We start from the raw sequence: 16,682 nt of genomic DNA, 5'->3' as shown, positions 1-16,682 counted from the left end.
CAAGGTCGGGCACTGATTGCCGGGGGCGGCATTAAGACGGCGTAAAGATTGCGGCGGTGCGGGGCGGGAGAATCGGGGACGGGCCAGCGCCCCCGAGGGGGTCATTCACTTTTCAGGGGCAGCCAGATTTCCAGTACCCCGGTGCCGGCCTGGGGGTTGAAGTCGGCGCTGTAGCGCTCGAATTCCGGGGCATCGGCGGCCTCTCGACCCGACTGGGGCAGCCAGGTGTTCCAGATGTAGTCGAAGGTCCGGGGCAAGTCCTGCAAGGCGCCGCCATGCTCGAACACCGCATAGTGCTGCGGCTGCACCTCGATCCAGCGATAGCGCTCGGGCAGATCGTCGAGCTTGCTGATCTCGACCCCGGCGATGTACTCGAAGCCGCCCTGGCCGTCGGGGTTGCAGCAGATGCCATAGGTCTTGCGGTCGACCTGCCCCGGCACCTTGCCGATGTGCGGCACAAAGCGCTGCCACAGCAGGCCGATGTCCTGGCGAGTGGCAGGAGTGAATCGTTCGCCGAGGCCGGCGATCAGCAAAAAACGCTCCCTTTCGAAGCGCGGTTCTGGGCCTCTGCCCTGTTCTTGCTCATCCATGAATGCCACTCCTGCCGCAGAAAAGATGGGTTCGGCACGAAGTATAGAAGCCAATAGCCAAGGCCAGGATCAGAGCGCCGGAAGGTCTGCCGCGCCCGTACCAAGGATGAACTCCTGGTAGCCGGATAGAATCACGTACACCGCGAAATAGCAGAAGATCGCCGCAGATGCCAGGTAGGAATAGCGCAACAGCTTGTCCCCCAGCAGCTTGCCGCCCTGGGTCGCGGCCAGGCACAGGCCCAGGGTCCAGACCAGCCCGGCACAGAAAAAGCCGGCCAGGAACAATCCCGAATCGGCAATCCCACCGCCCCCGGATCGGGCAATCAGGGTGCCGCCCACGGCAGCGAACCAGAGGATCGCACTGGGGGACGACATGGCCAGGAAGATCCCGCGGAAAAACTCCCGGCGCGGCGAGCCCTGGTCCGCCTCCCCGGCGGTGGCCAGCACCGCGCTGTGATGGAGGGCGGCGTAGATCATCTTCGCCGCGAAGTACACCAGCAGGGCCGAACCGCCGATCCACAGCACCCAGCGCACGCTTTGGTATTGCAGCAGCACGGTCATCCCGGCCAGGGCCAGCAGCGCATAGATCAGGTCGCCGACACAGGTCCCCAGGCCCAGGCAGAAGCCCTGGAAATAACCCCGTTGCATGGCCAGGGTAATCATCGCGATATTGGCCACGCCGATGTCCAGGCACAGCGAAAGGCTCAACAAGAAGCCGCTGGTAAACTCCATCATTCATCCCGTTTGCTGCTGTTGTTCGAAGAGGGGCGAGGTGCGAGGAGCCCGGAAAAGCCGGGCCGGCTGAGGCAGCTCACAGCCCTTGCAGGCAAGAAGCGTGCACGTTATAGCGGCAAATCCTGCCCCCTCGCAAATCCGCACGGGCGCACCAAAAATAATTTTCCGCGCCTCTGGACAAGCCGGCGGCGGCGCCCGTATCGTCTGCCCCGCAGGCCACCGCAGTGGCCAACGTCGCTCGGACGGTTCCGGGCGCTTACGTCTTTTCGAGGCAACAATGGCCGAACAAGGTTCGCCGCGCCGCTTTGCGCGCATCGATCGTCTTCCCCCCTATGTTTTCAATATCACTGCCGAGCTGAAGATGGCTGCGCGTCGGCGCGGCGAAGACATCATCGACTTGAGCATGGGTAACCCCGACGGCCCTACCCCGCCGCATATCGTCGAGAAACTGGTCACCGTCGCCCAGCGCGAAGACACCCACGGCTACTCCACCTCCAAGGGCATTCCGCGGCTGCGCCGGGCGATTTCCCGCTGGTACAAGGACCGCTACGAGGTCGATATCGACCCGGAAAGCGAAGCCATCGTCACCATCGGATCCAAGGAAGGCCTGGCGCACCTGATGCTGGCCACCCTGGACCAGGGCGACACGGTGCTGGTGCCCAACCCCAGCTACCCGATCCACATCTACGGCGCGGTCATTGCCGGGGCCCAGGTGCGCTCGGTGCCGCTGGTGCCCGGTGTGGATTTCTTCGCCGAGCTGGAGCGGGCCATCCGCGGTTCGATCCCCAAGCCGAAGATGATGATCCTCGGCTTCCCGTCCAACCCCACCGCCCAGTGCGTGGAGCTGGATTTCTTCGAACGGGTGATCGCCCTGGCCAAGCAGTACGACGTGCTGGTGATCCATGACCTGGCCTACGCCGACATCGTCTACGACGGCTGGAAAGCCCCGTCGATCATGCAGGTGCCGGGCGCCAAGGACATCGCGGTGGAGTTCTTCACCCTGTCCAAGAGCTACAACATGGCCGGCTGGCGCATCGGCTTCATGGTGGGCAACCCGGAACTGGTCAGCGCCCTGGCGCGGATCAAGAGCTACCACGACTACGGCACCTTCACCCCGTTGCAGGTGGCGGCGATTGCCGCCCTGGAAGGCGACCAGCAATGCGTGCGCGACATTGCCGAACAGTACCGGCAGCGGCGCAACGTGCTGGTCAAGGGCCTGCACGAACTGGGCTGGATGGTGGAGAACCCCAAGGCCTCGATGTACGTCTGGGCCAAGATTCCCGAGGCCTACGCGCACCTGGGCTCCCTGGAGTTCGCCAAGAAGCTGCTGGCCGAGGCCAAGGTCTGCGTGTCCCCGGGAGTGGGTTTCGGTGAATACGGCGACGATCATGTACGCTTTGCGTTGATCGAGAACCAGGACCGGATTCGCCAGGCGGTGCGCGGTATTCGCGGCATGTTCCGCGCTGACGGGCTGGTGCAGAAAAGCTGAGATGGCTTGAGCCACAAAAAAACCGCAGCGATGCGGTTTTTTTGTGGCCGTGCTATCGGTGTTTCGCGGGCAAGCCCGCTCCTACGGGTGAAGCTCTTAAACCACCAACGACAGCAGCAGGATAAAGATCAGGCCCACCACCGAAAGGATGGTTTCCATCGCCGTCCAGGTCTTGAACGTCTCGGCCACGGTCATGTTGAAGTACTGCTTGACCAGCCAGAACCCGGCGTCGTTGACGTGGGACAGGATCAGCGAGCCGGCGCCGGTGGCCAGCACCAGCAGCTCACGGTTGACCCCGGGGATCATCCCCACCACCGGCACCACGATGCCGGCACCGGTGATGGTGGCCACGGTGGCCGAACCGGTGGCGATACGGATCACCGCCGCCACCAGCCACGCCAGGAGGATCGGCGAGATCTGCGCATTGACCGCCATATGGCCGATCACGTCACCCACGCCGCTGGTCACCAGCATCTGCTTGAAGCCGCCACCGGCACCGATGATCAGGATGATCGCTGCGGTCGGCGCCAGGCTGGCATCCAACAGTTTGAGAATCTGCTTGGAACCGATGCCCTGCTTGTAGCCGAAGGTGTACAGCGACAGCAGCAGCGCCAGCAGCAAGGCGGTGATCGGGTGGCCGATCATGTCCATCCAGATGCGGAAGAAGTGTCCGTCCGGCAGCGCCACGTCGGCGAAGGTCTTGAGCAGCATCAGGAACACCGGCAGCAGCACGGTCACCAGGGTCACGCTGAAGCTGGGCAACTGGGCGGCCTGGGGCTCGCGGGCCAGTTGGTCCACCAGTTCCTGGGACGGATTGCCGGGAATGTACTTGGCAATGAAAGTGCCGTAGATCGGCCCGGCGATGATCGCCGTAGGCAGCGCCACGATCAGCCCATACAGGATGGTCTTGCCGATGTCGGCGCCGAACACGCCGATGGCCAGCAGCGGCCCCGGGTGCGGCGGCACCAGGCCGTGCACCGCCGACAGGCCGGCCAGCAGCGGAATGCCGATCTTGATCAGCGACACCCCGGTACGCCGGGCAACGATGAACACCAGCGGAATCAGCAGCACGAAGCCGATCTCGAAGAACAGCGGGATACCCACCAGGAAGGCGGCGAACATCATCGCCCACTGCACCCGCTCCTTGCCGAACGAGCGGATCAGGGTCTGGGCGATCTGATCGGCGCCACCGGACTCGGCCATCATCTTGCCGAGCATCGTACCCAGGGCCAGGATGATGCCGACAAAACCAAGCACGCCACCAAAGCCGTCCTGGAACGCCTTGATGATCTTGTCCACCGGCATGCCCGACGTCAGGCCGAGGAAACCCGCGGCGATGATCAGAGCGATGAAGGGGTGCAGCTTGAATCGGGTGATCAACACGATCAGCCCGATGATAGTGACCACTGCATCAACCAGCAGATAGGTCTCTTGGGACATGCCAAACATGGGATTGCCTCCGGTTTGTTGTTTTTATTAAAGCGTTAAAAACAAGGGCCGAGTGGGATAGCGCTACCTTTTTCGAGCCAGCACTTAATGTGAAGGTTCCAGGCCATGCTCCAGCCACCATTGGTTGGCCAGTTCGGCCAGGCGCTGGACGCTCAGGGTGCTGGCATCCAGGGCCAGGGTGAGCGGCTCCCCCACCGGGGATTCGAGAGTGGCGAACTGACTGTCGATCAGGGTCGAAGGCATGAAATGCCCTGGCCGGTGCGCCACACGGTCGGCGGCGACTGCCGGAGTCAGTTCGAGAAAGACAAAGCCCAGGCCGGGCGTGGCGGCGCGCAGGCGCTCGCGGTACTTGCGCTTGAGCGCCGAGCAGGTCAGTACCGGGTGCTGGCCGGCAGCCAGGGCACGACGCAACTCATCGCACAGGCTGTCGAGCCAGCCGGCACGGTCTTCGTCGTCGAGGGGAATGCCGGCACTCATCTTGGCGATGTTCGCCGCCGGGTGGAAGGTATCGCCTTCAATGGCCATGGCGCCGCTGCGCTGGCACAGGGCCTGACTGACACTGGACTTGCCGCAGCCGGCAACACCCATGATGACCAGGGCGGTGATGGGTTGACTCATGAAACACCTCAGCGCGCAGACAGCGCTACCTTCGCAAATAGAAAATCTAGTACAAAAACAGTGTCTGCCGACGCCTTCTTGTCATTTTTGTGGGTTGCCGCGTATATAGTCCGCCAAACCAAAGAGCGAGGGTCAGGCACACCTCGCTCACGCATTGCAGCTGTTTCAGGACAGCGCTACCTTAGAGACTTGAATTTTGTTTGGCAAGCCGTCTGATGACCACTCATAAAAACGATAAAAACACCCGTACCACGGGCCGTCCCACCCTCAATGAAGTCGCCCGCCTGGCCGGAGTCAGCCCGATTACCGCCTCCCGGGCCCTGCGCGGCGTCAGCAGCGTGGCCACCGAACTGGTGGAAAAGGTGCAGAAGGCCGCGCAGGAACTGAACTACGTGGTCAACTCCGCCGCCCGCGCCCTGGCTTCGGCGCAGAGCCAGTCGGTGGTGGTGCTGGTGCCGTCGCTGTCCAACCTGCTGTTCATCGAAACCCTGGAAGCCATCCACCAGGTACTGCGCCCCAAAGGCTTCGAAGTGCTGATCGGCAACTGCCACTATTCTCGGGACGAAGAAGAAAACCTGCTGCGCAACTACATGACCTACCAGCCCCGGGGGCTGCTGCTGACCGGTTTCGACCGCACCGAAAGCGCCCGACGGATGATCGAGGCGAACAACATTCCCTGCGTCTACATGATGGACCTGGACTCCGGCGCCGGGCTCAACTGCGTGGGCTTCTCGCAATTGAACGCCGGCGAAACGGCGGCCCAGCACCTGATTTCCCGCGGGCGCAAGCACCTGGCCTACGTCGGTGCGCAACTGGACCAGCGCACCCTGCTGCGCGGCGAAGGTTTCCGCCGTGCCCTGCAGCAGGCCGGGCTGTACAACCCCGACCTGGAACTGCTGACCCCACGGCCCTCGTCCGTCGGCCTGGGGGCCGAGCTGTTCCTGCAACTGATGCAGAGCCAGCCCCAGGTGGACGCGATCTTCTTCGGCAACGACGACCTGGCCCAGGGCGCGCTGCTGGAAGCCATGCGCTGCGGGATCAAGGTGCCCGAGCAGGTGGCGGTGCTGGGCTTCAACGACCTGCCCTCCTCCGAACACATGGTGCCGCGCCTGAGCAGCATCAGCACTCCGCGCGAAGCCATTGGCCGCCGCGCCGCCGAACAGATGCTGACCCTGCTGGCCGGCAACAGCGTGGCCGAGCCGGTGGTGGACATGGGCTTTGAACTGCGGGTTCGGGAAAGCACCTGAAACGCCTCAGGGCCTGACGCTCAGGACACTGAGCAACAGGCCGAAGCCCACCAGCACCGCGCCGAACAACTGATCGATCCGGCGTTTGTAGGCCAGTAGCCGGCCGGCAATCGCCGGTGCCGAGAAAAACAGCGCCACCAGCACGAACCACAGTACGTGGGCCAGGACGATGATCGCGCCGTAGCCGATCTGCACCGGCAAGGCCGTGCCCGGCTGAATCACCTGCATGAACAGACTGAGAACGAAAATCATCGTCTTGGGGTTCAGGGCATTGGTCAGAAAGCCACTGCGCAAGGCGCCCCAGGTCGACATCCGAGCCCCCTCTGCCGGTTCTTCCCCCGGACGTTGCTCAGGGCTGCGCAACAGCTTGATGCCCAGGTAGATCAGGTACAGCGCACCCGCGATCTTCAAGCCGGTAAACCACAGCAGCGACTGCTGCAACAGCATCCCCACCCCCAGCAAGCTGTAGCCGATATGCACCATGACCCCGAGCCCGATGCCCAGGGCCGTGAACACGCCGTGGCGGCGCGAAAGCAGCAGGCTGTTGCGGGTTACCAGGGCAAAGTCGGCCCCGGGGCTGAGTACAGCAAGAATGGTAATGGTGATTACGAGTAACAGTTCGGTCACGTTGAATACGCCTAGGCTATAGAATCAGGCGCTACTGTATTGGGACCATGACCCAGGCCGATAACGATGAAAACTGACATTCCTGGTGATAAAAACTCACAACTCTCGCGACGGCGCCTGCCCCCGCTGAGCGCCTTGCGCTGCTTCGAAGCCGCTGCACGCCTGGAAAGCTTCACCCAGGCCGGCGCCACCCTGCACCTGACCCACGGCGCCATCAGCCGTGCGGTGCGCGCCCTGGAAGAGGACCTCGGCACCCCTCTCTTTGAGCGCCGCAGCCAGCGGGTCTTTCTCACCGCCGCCGGAGCCGAACTGCTGCACAGCGTGACCCAGGCCCTGGACCTGATCGAGAGCACCGCCAGCCGCCTGCGAGCCCCGGCTCCCGCAGCACCGCTGGTGCTGTCCTGCGAGCCGACCCTGCTGATGCGCTGGCTGATTCCGCGCATGCCGGGGTTCTATGCCGAGCACCCGCAAGTGCCGATCCAACTGCTGGCCGGCGGCGGGCCCTTCTCGTTCGGTGCCGGTATCGACCTGGCGATCCGCCGCAACGACTTTGCCTGGAGCCGCGACACCCAGGCCCACTGGCTATTCGACGAAGCCATAGGCCCGGTATGTCGCCCCGAGCGCCAGGCCGACTGGACCCCGGCAACGGCCGGGCTGGCGCAACTGGCGGCGCAAGCCCCGCGCCTGCACAGCGCCACCCGGCCGCACGCCTGGCAACAGTGGCTGCAATTGCAGCAACAACCGGTTGCCCCGACGCCACCGGAGCAGGTCTTCGAGCACTTCTACTTCAGCCTGCAAGCGGCCGTGGCCGGGCTGGGTCTGGCCATTGCCCCCTGGCAACTGGTGCGTGACGACCTGGAGGGCGGGCTGCTGTGTGCGCCCTTCGGCTTTGTCGCCGATGGCAGCGCTTATTACCTGCTTTCCCCCCAGGCCATAGACCCGGATTCGGCCAGCGGAAAACTGCTGCACTGGTTGCGCCGGCAAGCCCTGGCCTAGGCACTCAGGCAGGCGGGGCCACGGCCCCCAGCGCCGGGTCCTCGCCGCTGAGCAATTGCACCAGGGCCAGGGCCCCCTTCTGCAAAGGCTGGTTCTTCAACCACACCGCGTGCACCGGCAACACCAGGCCGTTGTCGATGTTCTTGAAATGCAACCGTTGCAAGCGCCCCGCCGCCAGCAACGGCTGGATCACCGACAGCGGGAAATTGCCCCAGCCGATCCCCGCCTCCACCATGTGCAGGGCCATCGCCAGGCTGTCGGTGCGCCACAGCGACTCGCCCACCAGGGGCCGGGTATCACTCAGGGGCAGGTCGCGGCTGGCCACCACCACCTGCCGGACCTTGATCAGCTCTTCCAGGTACAGCGAACCGTCACTGGCCTGGAACACAGGGTGCCCGGCGCAAATGCAGGCAATCATCCGCTCGCAGCCCAGGTACTGGAAATACTCCAGGGCATTCACGCTCAACCCGGCAAAGGCCACGCCGACGCTGACCCGGCCACTGTGCAAAAGGTGCAGCACGTCATCCTGGGGAGCACTGAGCAGCTCGACTTCCAGCAGCGGATAACGCTCGGCAATCAGCTTGATGGCGGCCAGTACCCGTTGCTTGTCGATGTCATCCACCACCGCGATCGACAGCTTGCTCTCCAGGCCCAGGGACAGCTCGACGGCATGCACCTGCAATTGCTTGAGCTGGTCGGCAATCAGCCGCGCATGGGGCGCCAGGGACAAGGCCAGCGGCGTGGGCAGCGGCTCGCGGTGGCTGCGATCGAACAGCGCATACCCCAACTCCGCCTCGAGGTTGGCGATGCCCATGCTCACGGCCGAAGGCACCTTGCCCAAAGAACGCGCCGCAGCAGAAAAGGAGCCGCGATCGAGCACGGCGAGAAACAACTGGATGCTGTCGCTGGAGAAGTTCATGAGAAACAACCTATCAGGAAAACTGAAAGCTTCCGACTTTTTCTGTCACCTTGATTGAAGCTATCTTCCGCGCCCTGCGCCACCCTCAGGCTGGCCATTCCCATTCAAAATCGAGGAACCCGCATGCAAGGCGTGAAACGCAAACTGGTCTATGTCTCTTTATTCGAAGTGTTCGGCATGACCTTCTCGGCCCTGGGCCTGGCCCTGCTGTCCGGCACCTCGCCCAGCAGCACCGGACCGCTGGCGGTGGTCATCACCAGCATCGCGGTGACCTGGAACTTCATCTACACCACCCTGTTCGAGCGCTGGGAAAGCCGCCAGCCATCGCGCACCCGTACGGTCAAGCGGCGCATTGCCCATGCCGTGGGTTTCCAGTTGACCCTGATCGTGTTCCTGATCCCGCTGATCGCCTGGTGGATGGCGATCAGCCTGGTGCAGGCCTTTCTCCTGGACCTGGCGCTGATCCTGTTCATCCCCTGCTACACCTTTGCCTTCAACTGGCTGTTCGACCGGGTTTTCGGCTTGCCGGCCTCGGCCCTCCCCGATCCGGCCTGAGATACCCGTATCGGCAAATTGATCGTCGCCGAGACGACGCCACGCTGTTAGATTCCCATGGCCATCCAGTACCACGAACAAGGAAGCGTCATGGGAACCCGCTGCAGAATTCTCGGTAAAGCCTCGTCCATCAATGTCAGGAAAGTCTTGTGGACCTGTGAGGAGCTTGGGCTTTCCTACCAGCAGGAAGACTGGGGTAGTGGCTTTCAGTCCACCCATACCCCCGAGTTTCTCGCCCTCAACCCCAATGCCCAGGTACCGGTGCTGATCGACGACGCCGGGGTCCTGTGGGAATCCAACAGCATCTGCCGCTACCTGGCCAACCTGCACCCCGGCAGCGGCCTGCTGCCCACGGCCCCGCGCGCCCGGGCCCTGGTTGAACAGTGGATGGACTGGCAGGCCACCGAGCTGAACCCGTCCTGGAGCTATGCCTTCATGGGCCTGGTGCGCCAGCATGCGGATTACCAGGACAGCCAGCGCATCGGCGCCAGCCTGCTGGCCTGGAATGCCAAGATGCAAATCCTCGAACGCCAGCTCGAGCGCTCGGGCGCCTATGTTCTGGGCGAGGATTTCAGCCTTGCGGATATCGTTCTTGGCCTCTCGGTGAATCGCTGGAAGATGACCCCCATGGAGCACCCGGCCTACCCCGCCGTGGCCGCCTACTACGAACGCCTCAGCCTGCACCCGGGCTTCATGCTGCACGGGCGCAATGGCATCGCCTGAGCTGGCCATCCCTCCTCTGGCCCATCGGAGATTCGAAATGAACGGACTTAACGTACTACTGACCGGCGCTTGCGGCAGGATCGGCAAGGTGTTTTTTCAGGGCTCCCAAGAGCGCCACCGCTTCACCCTCACCGACCGGGTAGAGCCGGACTTCGAAATCCCCGCGCCACACCGCTTCGTGCGCCTGGACCTCGACGACCCGCAAGCCATCGGCCGCCTGCTCCCGGGGATCGACGTCATCGTGCACCTGGCCGGCATTCCCCATGCCAGCGCCAGCTTCGACGAGTTGCTGCCGAACAATATCCTCGCCACTACCTACCTGTTCGAGGCCGCGGTACAGGCCGGTTGCCGGCGCCTGGTATTTGCCAGCAGCGCCCAGACCATCGAGGGCTACCCGGTGGACCGGCAGATCACCCCGGGCATGCCGGTGATGCCAGCCAACCTGTATGGCGTGAGCAAGTGCTACGGCGAGGCGCTATGCGCCTTCTATGCCGCCAAGCGCGGGCTGTCCTGCATTGCCCTGCGCATTGGTGCGTTCGAAGACCCGAAACACCACGAACTGACCACCACCCGCGACCTGAGCGCCTGGCTCAGCCCACGGGATGCAGTGCAGCTGTTGCAACGGGCAGTGGAAACCCCGGGGGTGCAACTGCTGATCGGCCACGGCATTTCCAACAATCGCTTCAAGCGCCTGGACCTCAGCGAAACCACCCGGGTGCTGGGCTACGAACCGGTGGACGATGCCTTCCAGGAAGATTTCGGCATTCCCATCACCTACTGAGCCACCACCGGGCACACGCCGTCACGCGCGGGTGCCCGGCGTTGCGCTATAAATCCGGCAGATGTAACGAAATACGACAATAAATCAGCGCATCCTCCGGTTTACGCACGTGGATTCACAATCCTTGGTTTCCGTTAGCAGGCTAAGATTTCCGCTCTGTGTCCTGTGGAATTCCCTGCATGCCCGCCTCTGCCCCGCTCACCAGCGACCTCGACCCTCAACGCGCCGCCGGCATCAGCGCGCGCATCGACCGCCTGCCTGCCGTGGCCACGATCTGGCGCCTGGTGGCGCTGCTGTCCATTGGCGGTTTTTTCGAGCTGTACGACCTGTTCCAGACCGCCTACATCAGCCCGGGGCTGATCCGCGACGGGATCTTCGCCAGCGGCAACCAGGGGGTGTTCGGTTTTTCCGACCAGGCGGCCTTCGCCTCGGCGACCTTTCTCGGCCTGTTCCTCGGCGCCAGCCTGCTGAGCCCGATAGCCGACCGCTTCGGACGCCGGGCGATCTTCACCTTCGCCCTGATCTGGTACACCCTGGCCACGGTGCTGATGGGGCTGCAGAGCACGGCGTTGGGGATCATCTGCATGCGATTCCTGGTGGGCATCGGCCTGGGCATCGAACTGGTGACCATCGACGCCTACCTCAGCGAACTGGTGCCCAAGCGCATGCGCAGCTCGGCCTTCGCCTTTGCCTTTTTCGTGCAGTTCCTGTCGGTGCCGGCAGTGGCGCTGATGTCCTGGTGGCTGGTGCCCCAGGCGCCCTGGGGGATCTCCGGCTGGCGCTGGGTGGTGCTGGCCAGCGCGGTGTTCGCCCTGTTCATCTGGTGGTTGCGCTCACGCTTGCCGGAGTCGCCACGCTGGCTCGCCCAGCACGGGCGCTTCGACGAAGCCGACCGGATCCTGCAAGGCCTCGAGACCCGCTGCGCCCGGGACTACGCCAAGCCGCTGGATGAGCCCGAACCCCAGGCCGTGGATATCCAGGGCCGTGGGCGCTTCGCCGATATCTGGCAACCGCCCTACCGCCGCCGGGCCCTGATGCTGATCGTGTTTCACGTGTTCCAGGCCATCGGCTTCTTCGGATTCGGCAACTGGCTGCCGGCGCTGCTGTCGGGCCAGGGCGTGAGCGTCACCCACAGCCTGCTGTACGCCTTCATCATCACCCTGGCCTACCCCCTGGGGCCGCTGCTGTTCGTGCGTTTCGCCAACCGCTTCGAGAACAAGTGGCAGATCGTCGGCTCGGCCCTGGGCGCCATGACCTTCGGCACCTTGTTCGCCCTGCAGAGCAGCGCCCTGGGGCTGATTGTCTGCGGGGTGATGATCACCTTCTGCAATGCCTGGCTGAGCTTCAGCTACCACTCCTACCAGAGCGAATTGTTCCCCACCAACATTCGCGCCCGGGCGGTGGGCTTCTGTTACTCGTTCAGCCGCTTGTCGACGGTGTTCAGCAGTTTGCTGGTGGGCTTTTTCCTCGAGCATTTCGGCACGCCCGGGGTCCTGGCCTTTATCGTCAGCAGCATGCTGATCGTGATCCTGACCATCGGCCGCTTCGGGCCGCGCACCCGCAACCTGGCCCTGGAAGACATTGCCCACGCATGAAGACGGCGCCGGCAGCGGTTGCCTGAAAGCGGCAAGACTTGTCCGCTTGCTGGCAGCCACGACCGGCGTCTTGAGCCAAGCCCTTGATATACAAGGGCGTATCAATCGGCATGGAACTTGCTAAAACCTCAGCCTAGTTCTCTTACACAGGTTCCCGATCATGTTGGTCAACGCCCAGAAATCCGTTTCGGTGCAGCCCACCTCGCGCACCGATATGGACCCGACTACCGCAGCCGCCAGCGCGCTGTACAGCGGCATGCTGCAACAGGCCCAGAACTCCGTGACCTATCCGGCGTCCCAGTCCTCCAGCCAGCAGGCCAACAGCGTGGACGACAACGTCAACGCCGCCTTCGCCAAGACCCGCGTGCTGCTCCAGGCCACGCCACCGACCGCCAGCGCCGCGCAGGCTACCAGCGCGACGGAAACCGGTGCGCTGAGCGAGTTCAAGGACTACATGAGCAAGACCCCGGAACAGCGCCTGCGCGACAGCATCCTCAAGGACATGGGGCTGACCGAGGAAGACCTGAAGAACCTGCCGCCAGAGCGCCAGTTGGCGATCAACCAGGAAATTGCCCAGCGCCTGCAGGACAAGATGCAACTGGCCAAGGAAGAGAAAGACGCCAAGGACAGCGCCAAACCGGTGGACGAGAAGTTCCTCGCCGCGCTGTAACCCCGCTGGACGCAAAAGGGTTCCCCATGGGAACCCTTTTTTGTGCCCGGCGAAAACCGGCTACTGCAACTGCAGGGTCGAGTTGAACTGGCTGATGGCATCCACCACGTGCCGCGAGCCCTGCTGGATCTCCAGGATCACCTCCCCCGCCTCATTCGCCAGTTCGACCCCGAGCCCGGTGCGGCTCAGGCTCGACTGCATGCTGGTCACCGCGCTCGTCGACAGGTCGTGGTTCTTGCGCACCACCTCGACGATTTCCACCGTCGCCTGGCTGGTGCGCGCCGCCAGGCTGCGCACCTCGTCCGCGACCACGGCGAAACCGCGTCCGTGCTCACCGGCACGGGCGGCCTCGATGGCCGCGTTGAGGGCCAGCAGGTTGGTCTGGTCGGCGATCCCGCGGATGGTCTGGACGATGCTGCCGATGATGTCCGACTGCTTGCTCACCGCATCGATGCTGTGGGCCGCTTCATTGAGGTCATGGGAAATCTGCTGAATGATTTCCACGGTCTGCTGCACCACCTCCGAGCCCTTCTGCGCACAGGCGTCGTTCTGCACCGAGGTGCTGTGGGCGGACTCGGCGGCGGAGCGCAAGGTGGTCATCTGATCGGTGATGTCGCTGGCGATCTTCACCACCTTGTACAGGCGGCCCTTGGTATCGAACAGCGGGTTGTAGGAGGCTTCGAGAAACACCGTCTGCCCATACTTGTTTTCCCGCTCGAAACGATGGGAGTGAAACTCGCCACGGTTCAACGAAGCCCAGAATTGCTTGTACTCCGGGGATTCAGCCTCGGAACGGTGGCAGAACATGCTGTGATGCTGGCCAACGATTTCATTCAGGGTGTACTGCATGGTCTTCAGGAAGTTGTCGTTGGCGGTGATGATCCTGCCGTCCGGGCTGAACTCGATGATGGCCATGGAACGGCCGATAGCGTTCAGCAGGCTCTGGTTCTCATGTTCGACATGGATGCGTTCGGAGATGTCCGACGCCACCTTGATCACACTGCGCACCTGACGATCGGCATCGAACACCGGCATGTAGCTGGCTTCGAGCCAGATCTCCCGGCCACGCTTGTCCAGGCGCAGAAAAGTCCCGCTGACCGGTTCGCCACGCCCCAGGTCGCGCCACAGCTTGCTGTACTCCTCGCTGCGATAGAACTCTTCCTCACAGAAAATCCGGTGATGCTTGCCACGTATGTCTTCTGCGGAGTAGCCCATGACCTGGCAGAAGTTTTCATTGGCATCCAGCACGATGCCATCGGGCGAGAACTCGATCATCGCCATGGAACGACTGATCGCCGCCAACTTGGCGTTGGCCTCGCTCAGCGCACAGTTGAATCGTTCGATTTCCAGCAGGTCAGCCTTGTGATGTAGGTTAAACATGGTTGTATCACCTTCAACGCTGTCTTTTGATTGACGGAAGTTTCTAGTCTTTCAACTGATCCACCACAACGATCTATAAAACAGGGCAAGCGCCTCCCTCCATATGAGAGAGGAAGTGTCAGGTGATAAATGATGTTTAATCGGAGAGTCCATGTTGCAACGCTCTTATCAAGCCATCCTTTACTTGATGCCCCATTTCCGGGCCTGACCTAACAAAGTTAAGAAACTCCATCTAAATCGACACTCCTGATACTGCGGTGCCTCTAACTGCGCACTCTCGCCTTTATTCATGAATTCAATACTGCGCCCTGGATGAAGGTCGCACGCATACCGGTTACATCGGCGCAGGCCGCTCGGGACGGATACTCATAGGCCAACAGATACGAATTTTCACAATTGAGCATAGACAGCCGCAGTCTCTATGCAAGGCCACTAGTCAGTCTGTTTTCACAACTTTCGAGGTATTGAAGTGCATTCGCGACAAGTAACAAACAAGACATAAACAGAGCCTGTGGCAAAGCCCGGGAAGCTCCCGCACTAAAACTCTTCGAGGGTCGACAGAAACGCCTGGACCAGAACACTCGACTCCCGCCCCGGCGCCGCTACCAGGGCGAACTCCCGCTCCACTCCTGTGCTCAGTTCCAGCACCCGCAACCCTTCGCGCTGCACCGGTAACGTACTCTGTGGCACCAGAGTCACTCCCAGCCGCTCGCGCACCAGGCTGAAGGCACTGTTCCATTCCCGCACCTCCACCCGGACGTCGGCCAGGGGGATCCCGGCCTCGGCGGCCAGGCTGCGGGCATTCACCGAACAGCCCCCGGTGGCCAGGACAAAGGGCTGCGCCAGCAAGGTTTCAAGGTCGATGGTCGAGGCCTGCCAGGGGTGATCTTCAGGTAGTACCGCGACCCACGAATCACGCCCCAGCAACCAAGAGCGGCGCTCGGGGGCCGGGTTGAGCACGACCCCAAGGTCCACCAGTTGCGCCTCTAGCAGCGTTTCGACCTCATCATCACTGACCTCCAGCTGCACCACCTCGATGCCCGGATACAGCTGCTTGAAACGCCGCAGCAACGGCGGCAGGAAAGTCGCCAGGACCATGGGAAAGCCCGCCAGTCGCACACTGCCTTGAGGAATGCCCCGCGCCGCGTCCACCTGCCGGCGGACCTCGGCCAGGGCCTCGAGCATCACCCGCGCCTGGGCCAGCACCTGCAAACCGATCGCCGTGGGCAGCGCCTGGCGGCTCTCGCGGACAAACAGCTGCACCCCGAGCATGTCCTCCATCTGGGCCAGGGCCTGGCTGGCCCCGGACTGGGTCATGCCCACCTGCTCGGCGGCCCGGGTGATGGTGGCGCACTCGGCAATCGCCACCAGCAGGCGCCAGTGCATCAGGTTCATCATGGCAGTAGCTGTCCTTATGGCAGTGTTCTGAAAGATTAATTTTACCCATGTTGCCACCTTGCACGACACTGGCTCGCACGTTCACCAGAGACCTGCCGATGAAACTCTACTACGCCCCACAAGCCTGCTCCCTGGCCTCCCATATCGTGCTGCGCGAGCTGCAATTGCCGTTCGAGGCCATCCGCGTCGACAACCGCAGCAAGCGCACCGCCGACGGCCGGGACTTCCTCGCCATCAACCCCAAGGGCTACGTAGCCGCGCTGCAACTGGACAATGGCCAGGTCCTCACTGAAGGCCCGGCCATCCTGCAATACCTCGCCGACCTCAAGCCCGAGTCCGGCCTGGCCGCGGCCAATGGTAGCTGGGAGCGGGTGCGCCTGCAGGAAACCCTGAACTTCATCACCAGCGAAGTGCACGGGATCATGGGCTGGCTGTTCAATCCGGGGTTCGATGATGGGGTGAAAGAGGTGTTCAAGCAGAAGTTGTTCAAGCGCCTGGCCTTGCTCGAGCAGACGCTGGAACACCAGGACTACCTGCAAGGCGCGCAGTTCGGGATCGCCGATGCCTACCTGTTCACCGTCCTGCGCTGGACGGCATTGTTCGCCATCGACCTGGCGAACTGGCCGGCGCTGTCGCGGTTCCAGGCCCGGGTCGAACAGCGAGCGGCGGTACGCGATGCCCTGGCGCTGGAACTGGCCTGAGGGGAGAGAACACGAAGCCCGCGGGGCGGGCTTCGTCAAAGTGATCAGTGGCCGAAGATATTCACTTCGGTCTTCTTGGCCTTTTTCTCGGCGCGTTTCTCGTCTGCGCTCTTTGCCGGCTTTTTCTTGGCATTTTTCTTGGCGTTCATACCTTTGGACATGACGTTCACTCCACTGATGCGGGAAAGGCTTCAGGTATAGCACCTATA

At 62.8% G+C, this 16,682-nt stretch carries 16 protein-coding genes and 2 pseudogenes; 9 read left to right on the top strand and 9 right to left on the bottom strand.

Going from position 1 to position 16,682, the window contains the following annotated elements; all coding sequences use genetic code 11:
* Nucleotides 1-101 precede the first annotated feature (101 nt).
* Together AC1RL5_RS21855 and AC1RL5_RS21850 are read right to left on the bottom strand one after the other, a co-directional pair.
* Nucleotides 102-590, bottom strand: coding sequence for a GyrI-like domain-containing protein (locus tag AC1RL5_RS21855; RefSeq protein ID WP_011062830.1), 489 nt, complete (start codon nucleotides 588-590; stop codon nucleotides 102-104).
* Nucleotides 591-659: 69 nt separating this feature from the next.
* A complete protein-coding gene (locus tag AC1RL5_RS21850) occupies nucleotides 660-1,322 on the bottom strand; it encodes a LysE family translocator (protein ID WP_011062831.1) in 663 nt (220 codons plus the stop codon).
* Between the two features lie 280 nt (nucleotides 1,323-1,602).
* On the opposite strand from AC1RL5_RS21850, the gene alaC reads away from it, so the two are divergent.
* Nucleotides 1,603-2,814 (top strand): alanine transaminase, encoded by a 1,212-nt coding sequence (gene alaC / locus AC1RL5_RS21845; protein WP_053153377.1) that lies wholly within the window; start codon nucleotides 1,603-1,605, stop codon nucleotides 2,812-2,814.
* A gap of 96 nt (nucleotides 2,815-2,910) precedes the next feature.
* Here alaC and AC1RL5_RS21840 read toward each other — a convergent pair whose 3' ends face one another.
* Entirely contained in the window at nucleotides 2,911-4,263 is a 1,353-nt protein-coding gene (locus AC1RL5_RS21840; RefSeq protein WP_011062833.1) for a GntP family permease, read from the bottom strand.
* Nucleotides 4,264-4,347: 84 nt separating this feature from the next.
* The gene (locus AC1RL5_RS21835) at nucleotides 4,348-4,881 is read right to left on the bottom strand and encodes a gluconokinase (RefSeq protein ID WP_011062834.1); all 534 of its coding nucleotides are present in this window, start codon (nucleotides 4,879-4,881) and stop codon (nucleotides 4,348-4,350) included.
* 215 nt (nucleotides 4,882-5,096) lie between these two features.
* On the opposite strand from AC1RL5_RS21835, the gene gntR reads away from it, so the two are divergent.
* Nucleotides 5,097-6,128, top strand: coding sequence for an HTH-type transcriptional regulator GntR (gene gntR, locus AC1RL5_RS21830; RefSeq protein WP_011062835.1), 1,032 nt, complete (start codon nucleotides 5,097-5,099; stop codon nucleotides 6,126-6,128).
* Between the two features lie 6 nt (nucleotides 6,129-6,134).
* Here gntR and AC1RL5_RS21825 read toward each other — a convergent pair whose 3' ends face one another.
* Nucleotides 6,135-6,755: a LysE family transporter gene (locus AC1RL5_RS21825; protein ID WP_174395803.1), complete on the bottom strand. Its 621-nt coding sequence runs from the start codon at nucleotides 6,753-6,755 to the stop codon at nucleotides 6,135-6,137.
* A gap of 66 nt (nucleotides 6,756-6,821) precedes the next feature.
* On the opposite strand from AC1RL5_RS21825, the gene AC1RL5_RS21820 reads away from it, so the two are divergent.
* The gene (locus AC1RL5_RS21820) at nucleotides 6,822-7,751 is read left to right on the top strand and encodes a LysR family transcriptional regulator (RefSeq protein ID WP_041119577.1); all 930 of its coding nucleotides are present in this window, start codon (nucleotides 6,822-6,824) and stop codon (nucleotides 7,749-7,751) included.
* 4 nt (nucleotides 7,752-7,755) lie between these two features.
* On the opposite strand, the gene AC1RL5_RS21815 is transcribed toward AC1RL5_RS21820, so the two are convergent.
* Nucleotides 7,756-8,670, bottom strand: coding sequence for a LysR family transcriptional regulator (locus AC1RL5_RS21815; protein WP_011062838.1), 915 nt, complete (start codon nucleotides 8,668-8,670; stop codon nucleotides 7,756-7,758).
* A 123-nt stretch (nucleotides 8,671-8,793) separates the two neighbouring features.
* Here AC1RL5_RS21815 and AC1RL5_RS21810 point away from each other — a divergent pair, with 123 nt between their 5' ends.
* From AC1RL5_RS21810 to AC1RL5_RS21790, 5 genes are all read left to right on the top strand, one after another.
* Nucleotides 8,794-9,225: a PACE efflux transporter gene (locus AC1RL5_RS21810; RefSeq protein WP_015636721.1), complete on the top strand. Its 432-nt coding sequence runs from the start codon at nucleotides 8,794-8,796 to the stop codon at nucleotides 9,223-9,225.
* Nucleotides 9,226-9,315: 90 nt separating this feature from the next.
* Nucleotides 9,316-9,948, top strand: coding sequence for a glutathione S-transferase family protein (locus AC1RL5_RS21805; protein ID WP_011062840.1), 633 nt, complete (start codon nucleotides 9,316-9,318; stop codon nucleotides 9,946-9,948).
* Nucleotides 9,949-9,985: 37 nt separating this feature from the next.
* Nucleotides 9,986-10,729: an NAD-dependent epimerase/dehydratase family protein gene (locus AC1RL5_RS21800; protein ID WP_015636722.1), complete on the top strand. Its 744-nt coding sequence runs from the start codon at nucleotides 9,986-9,988 to the stop codon at nucleotides 10,727-10,729.
* Between the two features lie 179 nt (nucleotides 10,730-10,908).
* Complete coding sequence (locus AC1RL5_RS21795) at nucleotides 10,909-12,324, top strand: MFS transporter (RefSeq protein WP_019093580.1); 1,416 nt, start codon at nucleotides 10,909-10,911, stop codon at nucleotides 12,322-12,324.
* Nucleotides 12,325-12,484: 160 nt separating this feature from the next.
* A complete protein-coding gene (locus AC1RL5_RS21790) occupies nucleotides 12,485-12,994 on the top strand; it encodes a hypothetical protein (protein ID WP_011062843.1) in 510 nt (169 codons plus the stop codon).
* Between the two features lie 60 nt (nucleotides 12,995-13,054).
* On the opposite strand, the pseudogene AC1RL5_RS21785 reads toward AC1RL5_RS21790, so the two are convergent.
* From AC1RL5_RS21785 to AC1RL5_RS21775, 3 genes and pseudogenes are all read right to left on the bottom strand, one after another.
* Nucleotides 13,055-13,474, bottom strand: a pseudogene (locus AC1RL5_RS21785) (methyl-accepting chemotaxis protein); the annotation flags it as partial.
* Between the two features lie 126 nt (nucleotides 13,475-13,600).
* A pseudogene (locus AC1RL5_RS21780) lies at nucleotides 13,601-14,374 on the bottom strand (PAS domain-containing protein); the annotation flags it as partial.
* Between the two features lie 537 nt (nucleotides 14,375-14,911).
* The gene (locus AC1RL5_RS21775; protein WP_041774414.1) at nucleotides 14,912-15,772 is read right to left on the bottom strand and encodes a LysR family transcriptional regulator; all 861 of its coding nucleotides are present in this window, start codon (nucleotides 15,770-15,772) and stop codon (nucleotides 14,912-14,914) included.
* 98 nt (nucleotides 15,773-15,870) lie between these two features.
* Between AC1RL5_RS21775 and gstA the strand changes: the two genes are divergently transcribed.
* On the top strand, nucleotides 15,871-16,473 hold the full coding sequence (gene gstA / locus AC1RL5_RS21770) for a glutathione transferase GstA (protein WP_103408044.1): 603 nt from the start codon (nucleotides 15,871-15,873) through the stop codon (nucleotides 16,471-16,473).
* The last annotated feature ends 209 nt before the right edge of the window (nucleotides 16,474-16,682 follow it).

The organism is Pseudomonas sp. GW822-FHT06D10, assembly GCF_058799535.1.
The sequence above is the reverse complement of the archived record's forward strand: the minus strand, read 5'-3'. Positions and strand labels throughout refer to the sequence as shown.

Coding starts and splice junctions, on each gene's coding strand:
- AC1RL5_RS21820 (WP_041119577.1), top strand. CDS start 6,822: ATGAAAACTGACATTCCTGGTGATAAAAACTCACAACTCTCGCGACGG.
- AC1RL5_RS21850 (WP_011062831.1), bottom strand. CDS start 1,322: ATGGAGTTTACCAGCGGCTTCTTGTTGAGCCTTTCGCTGTGCCTGGAC.
- AC1RL5_RS21775 (WP_041774414.1), bottom strand. CDS start 15,772: ATGATGAACCTGATGCACTGGCGCCTGCTGGTGGCGATTGCCGAGTGC.
- gstA (WP_103408044.1), top strand. CDS start 15,871: ATGAAACTCTACTACGCCCCACAAGCCTGCTCCCTGGCCTCCCATATC.
- AC1RL5_RS21840 (WP_011062833.1), bottom strand. CDS start 4,263: ATGTTTGGCATGTCCCAAGAGACCTATCTGCTGGTTGATGCAGTGGTC.
- AC1RL5_RS21790 (WP_011062843.1), top strand. CDS start 12,485: ATGTTGGTCAACGCCCAGAAATCCGTTTCGGTGCAGCCCACCTCGCGC.
- AC1RL5_RS21805 (WP_011062840.1), top strand. CDS start 9,316: ATGGGAACCCGCTGCAGAATTCTCGGTAAAGCCTCGTCCATCAATGTC.
- gntR (WP_011062835.1), top strand. CDS start 5,097: ATGACCACTCATAAAAACGATAAAAACACCCGTACCACGGGCCGTCCC.
- AC1RL5_RS21810 (WP_015636721.1), top strand. CDS start 8,794: ATGCAAGGCGTGAAACGCAAACTGGTCTATGTCTCTTTATTCGAAGTG.
- AC1RL5_RS21835 (WP_011062834.1), bottom strand. CDS start 4,881: ATGAGTCAACCCATCACCGCCCTGGTCATCATGGGTGTTGCCGGCTGC.
- alaC (WP_053153377.1), top strand. CDS start 1,603: ATGGCCGAACAAGGTTCGCCGCGCCGCTTTGCGCGCATCGATCGTCTT.
- AC1RL5_RS21855 (WP_011062830.1), bottom strand. CDS start 590: ATGGATGAGCAAGAACAGGGCAGAGGCCCAGAACCGCGCTTCGAAAGG.
- AC1RL5_RS21795 (WP_019093580.1), top strand. CDS start 10,909: ATGCCCGCCTCTGCCCCGCTCACCAGCGACCTCGACCCTCAACGCGCC.
- AC1RL5_RS21815 (WP_011062838.1), bottom strand. CDS start 8,670: ATGAACTTCTCCAGCGACAGCATCCAGTTGTTTCTCGCCGTGCTCGAT.
- AC1RL5_RS21800 (WP_015636722.1), top strand. CDS start 9,986: ATGAACGGACTTAACGTACTACTGACCGGCGCTTGCGGCAGGATCGGC.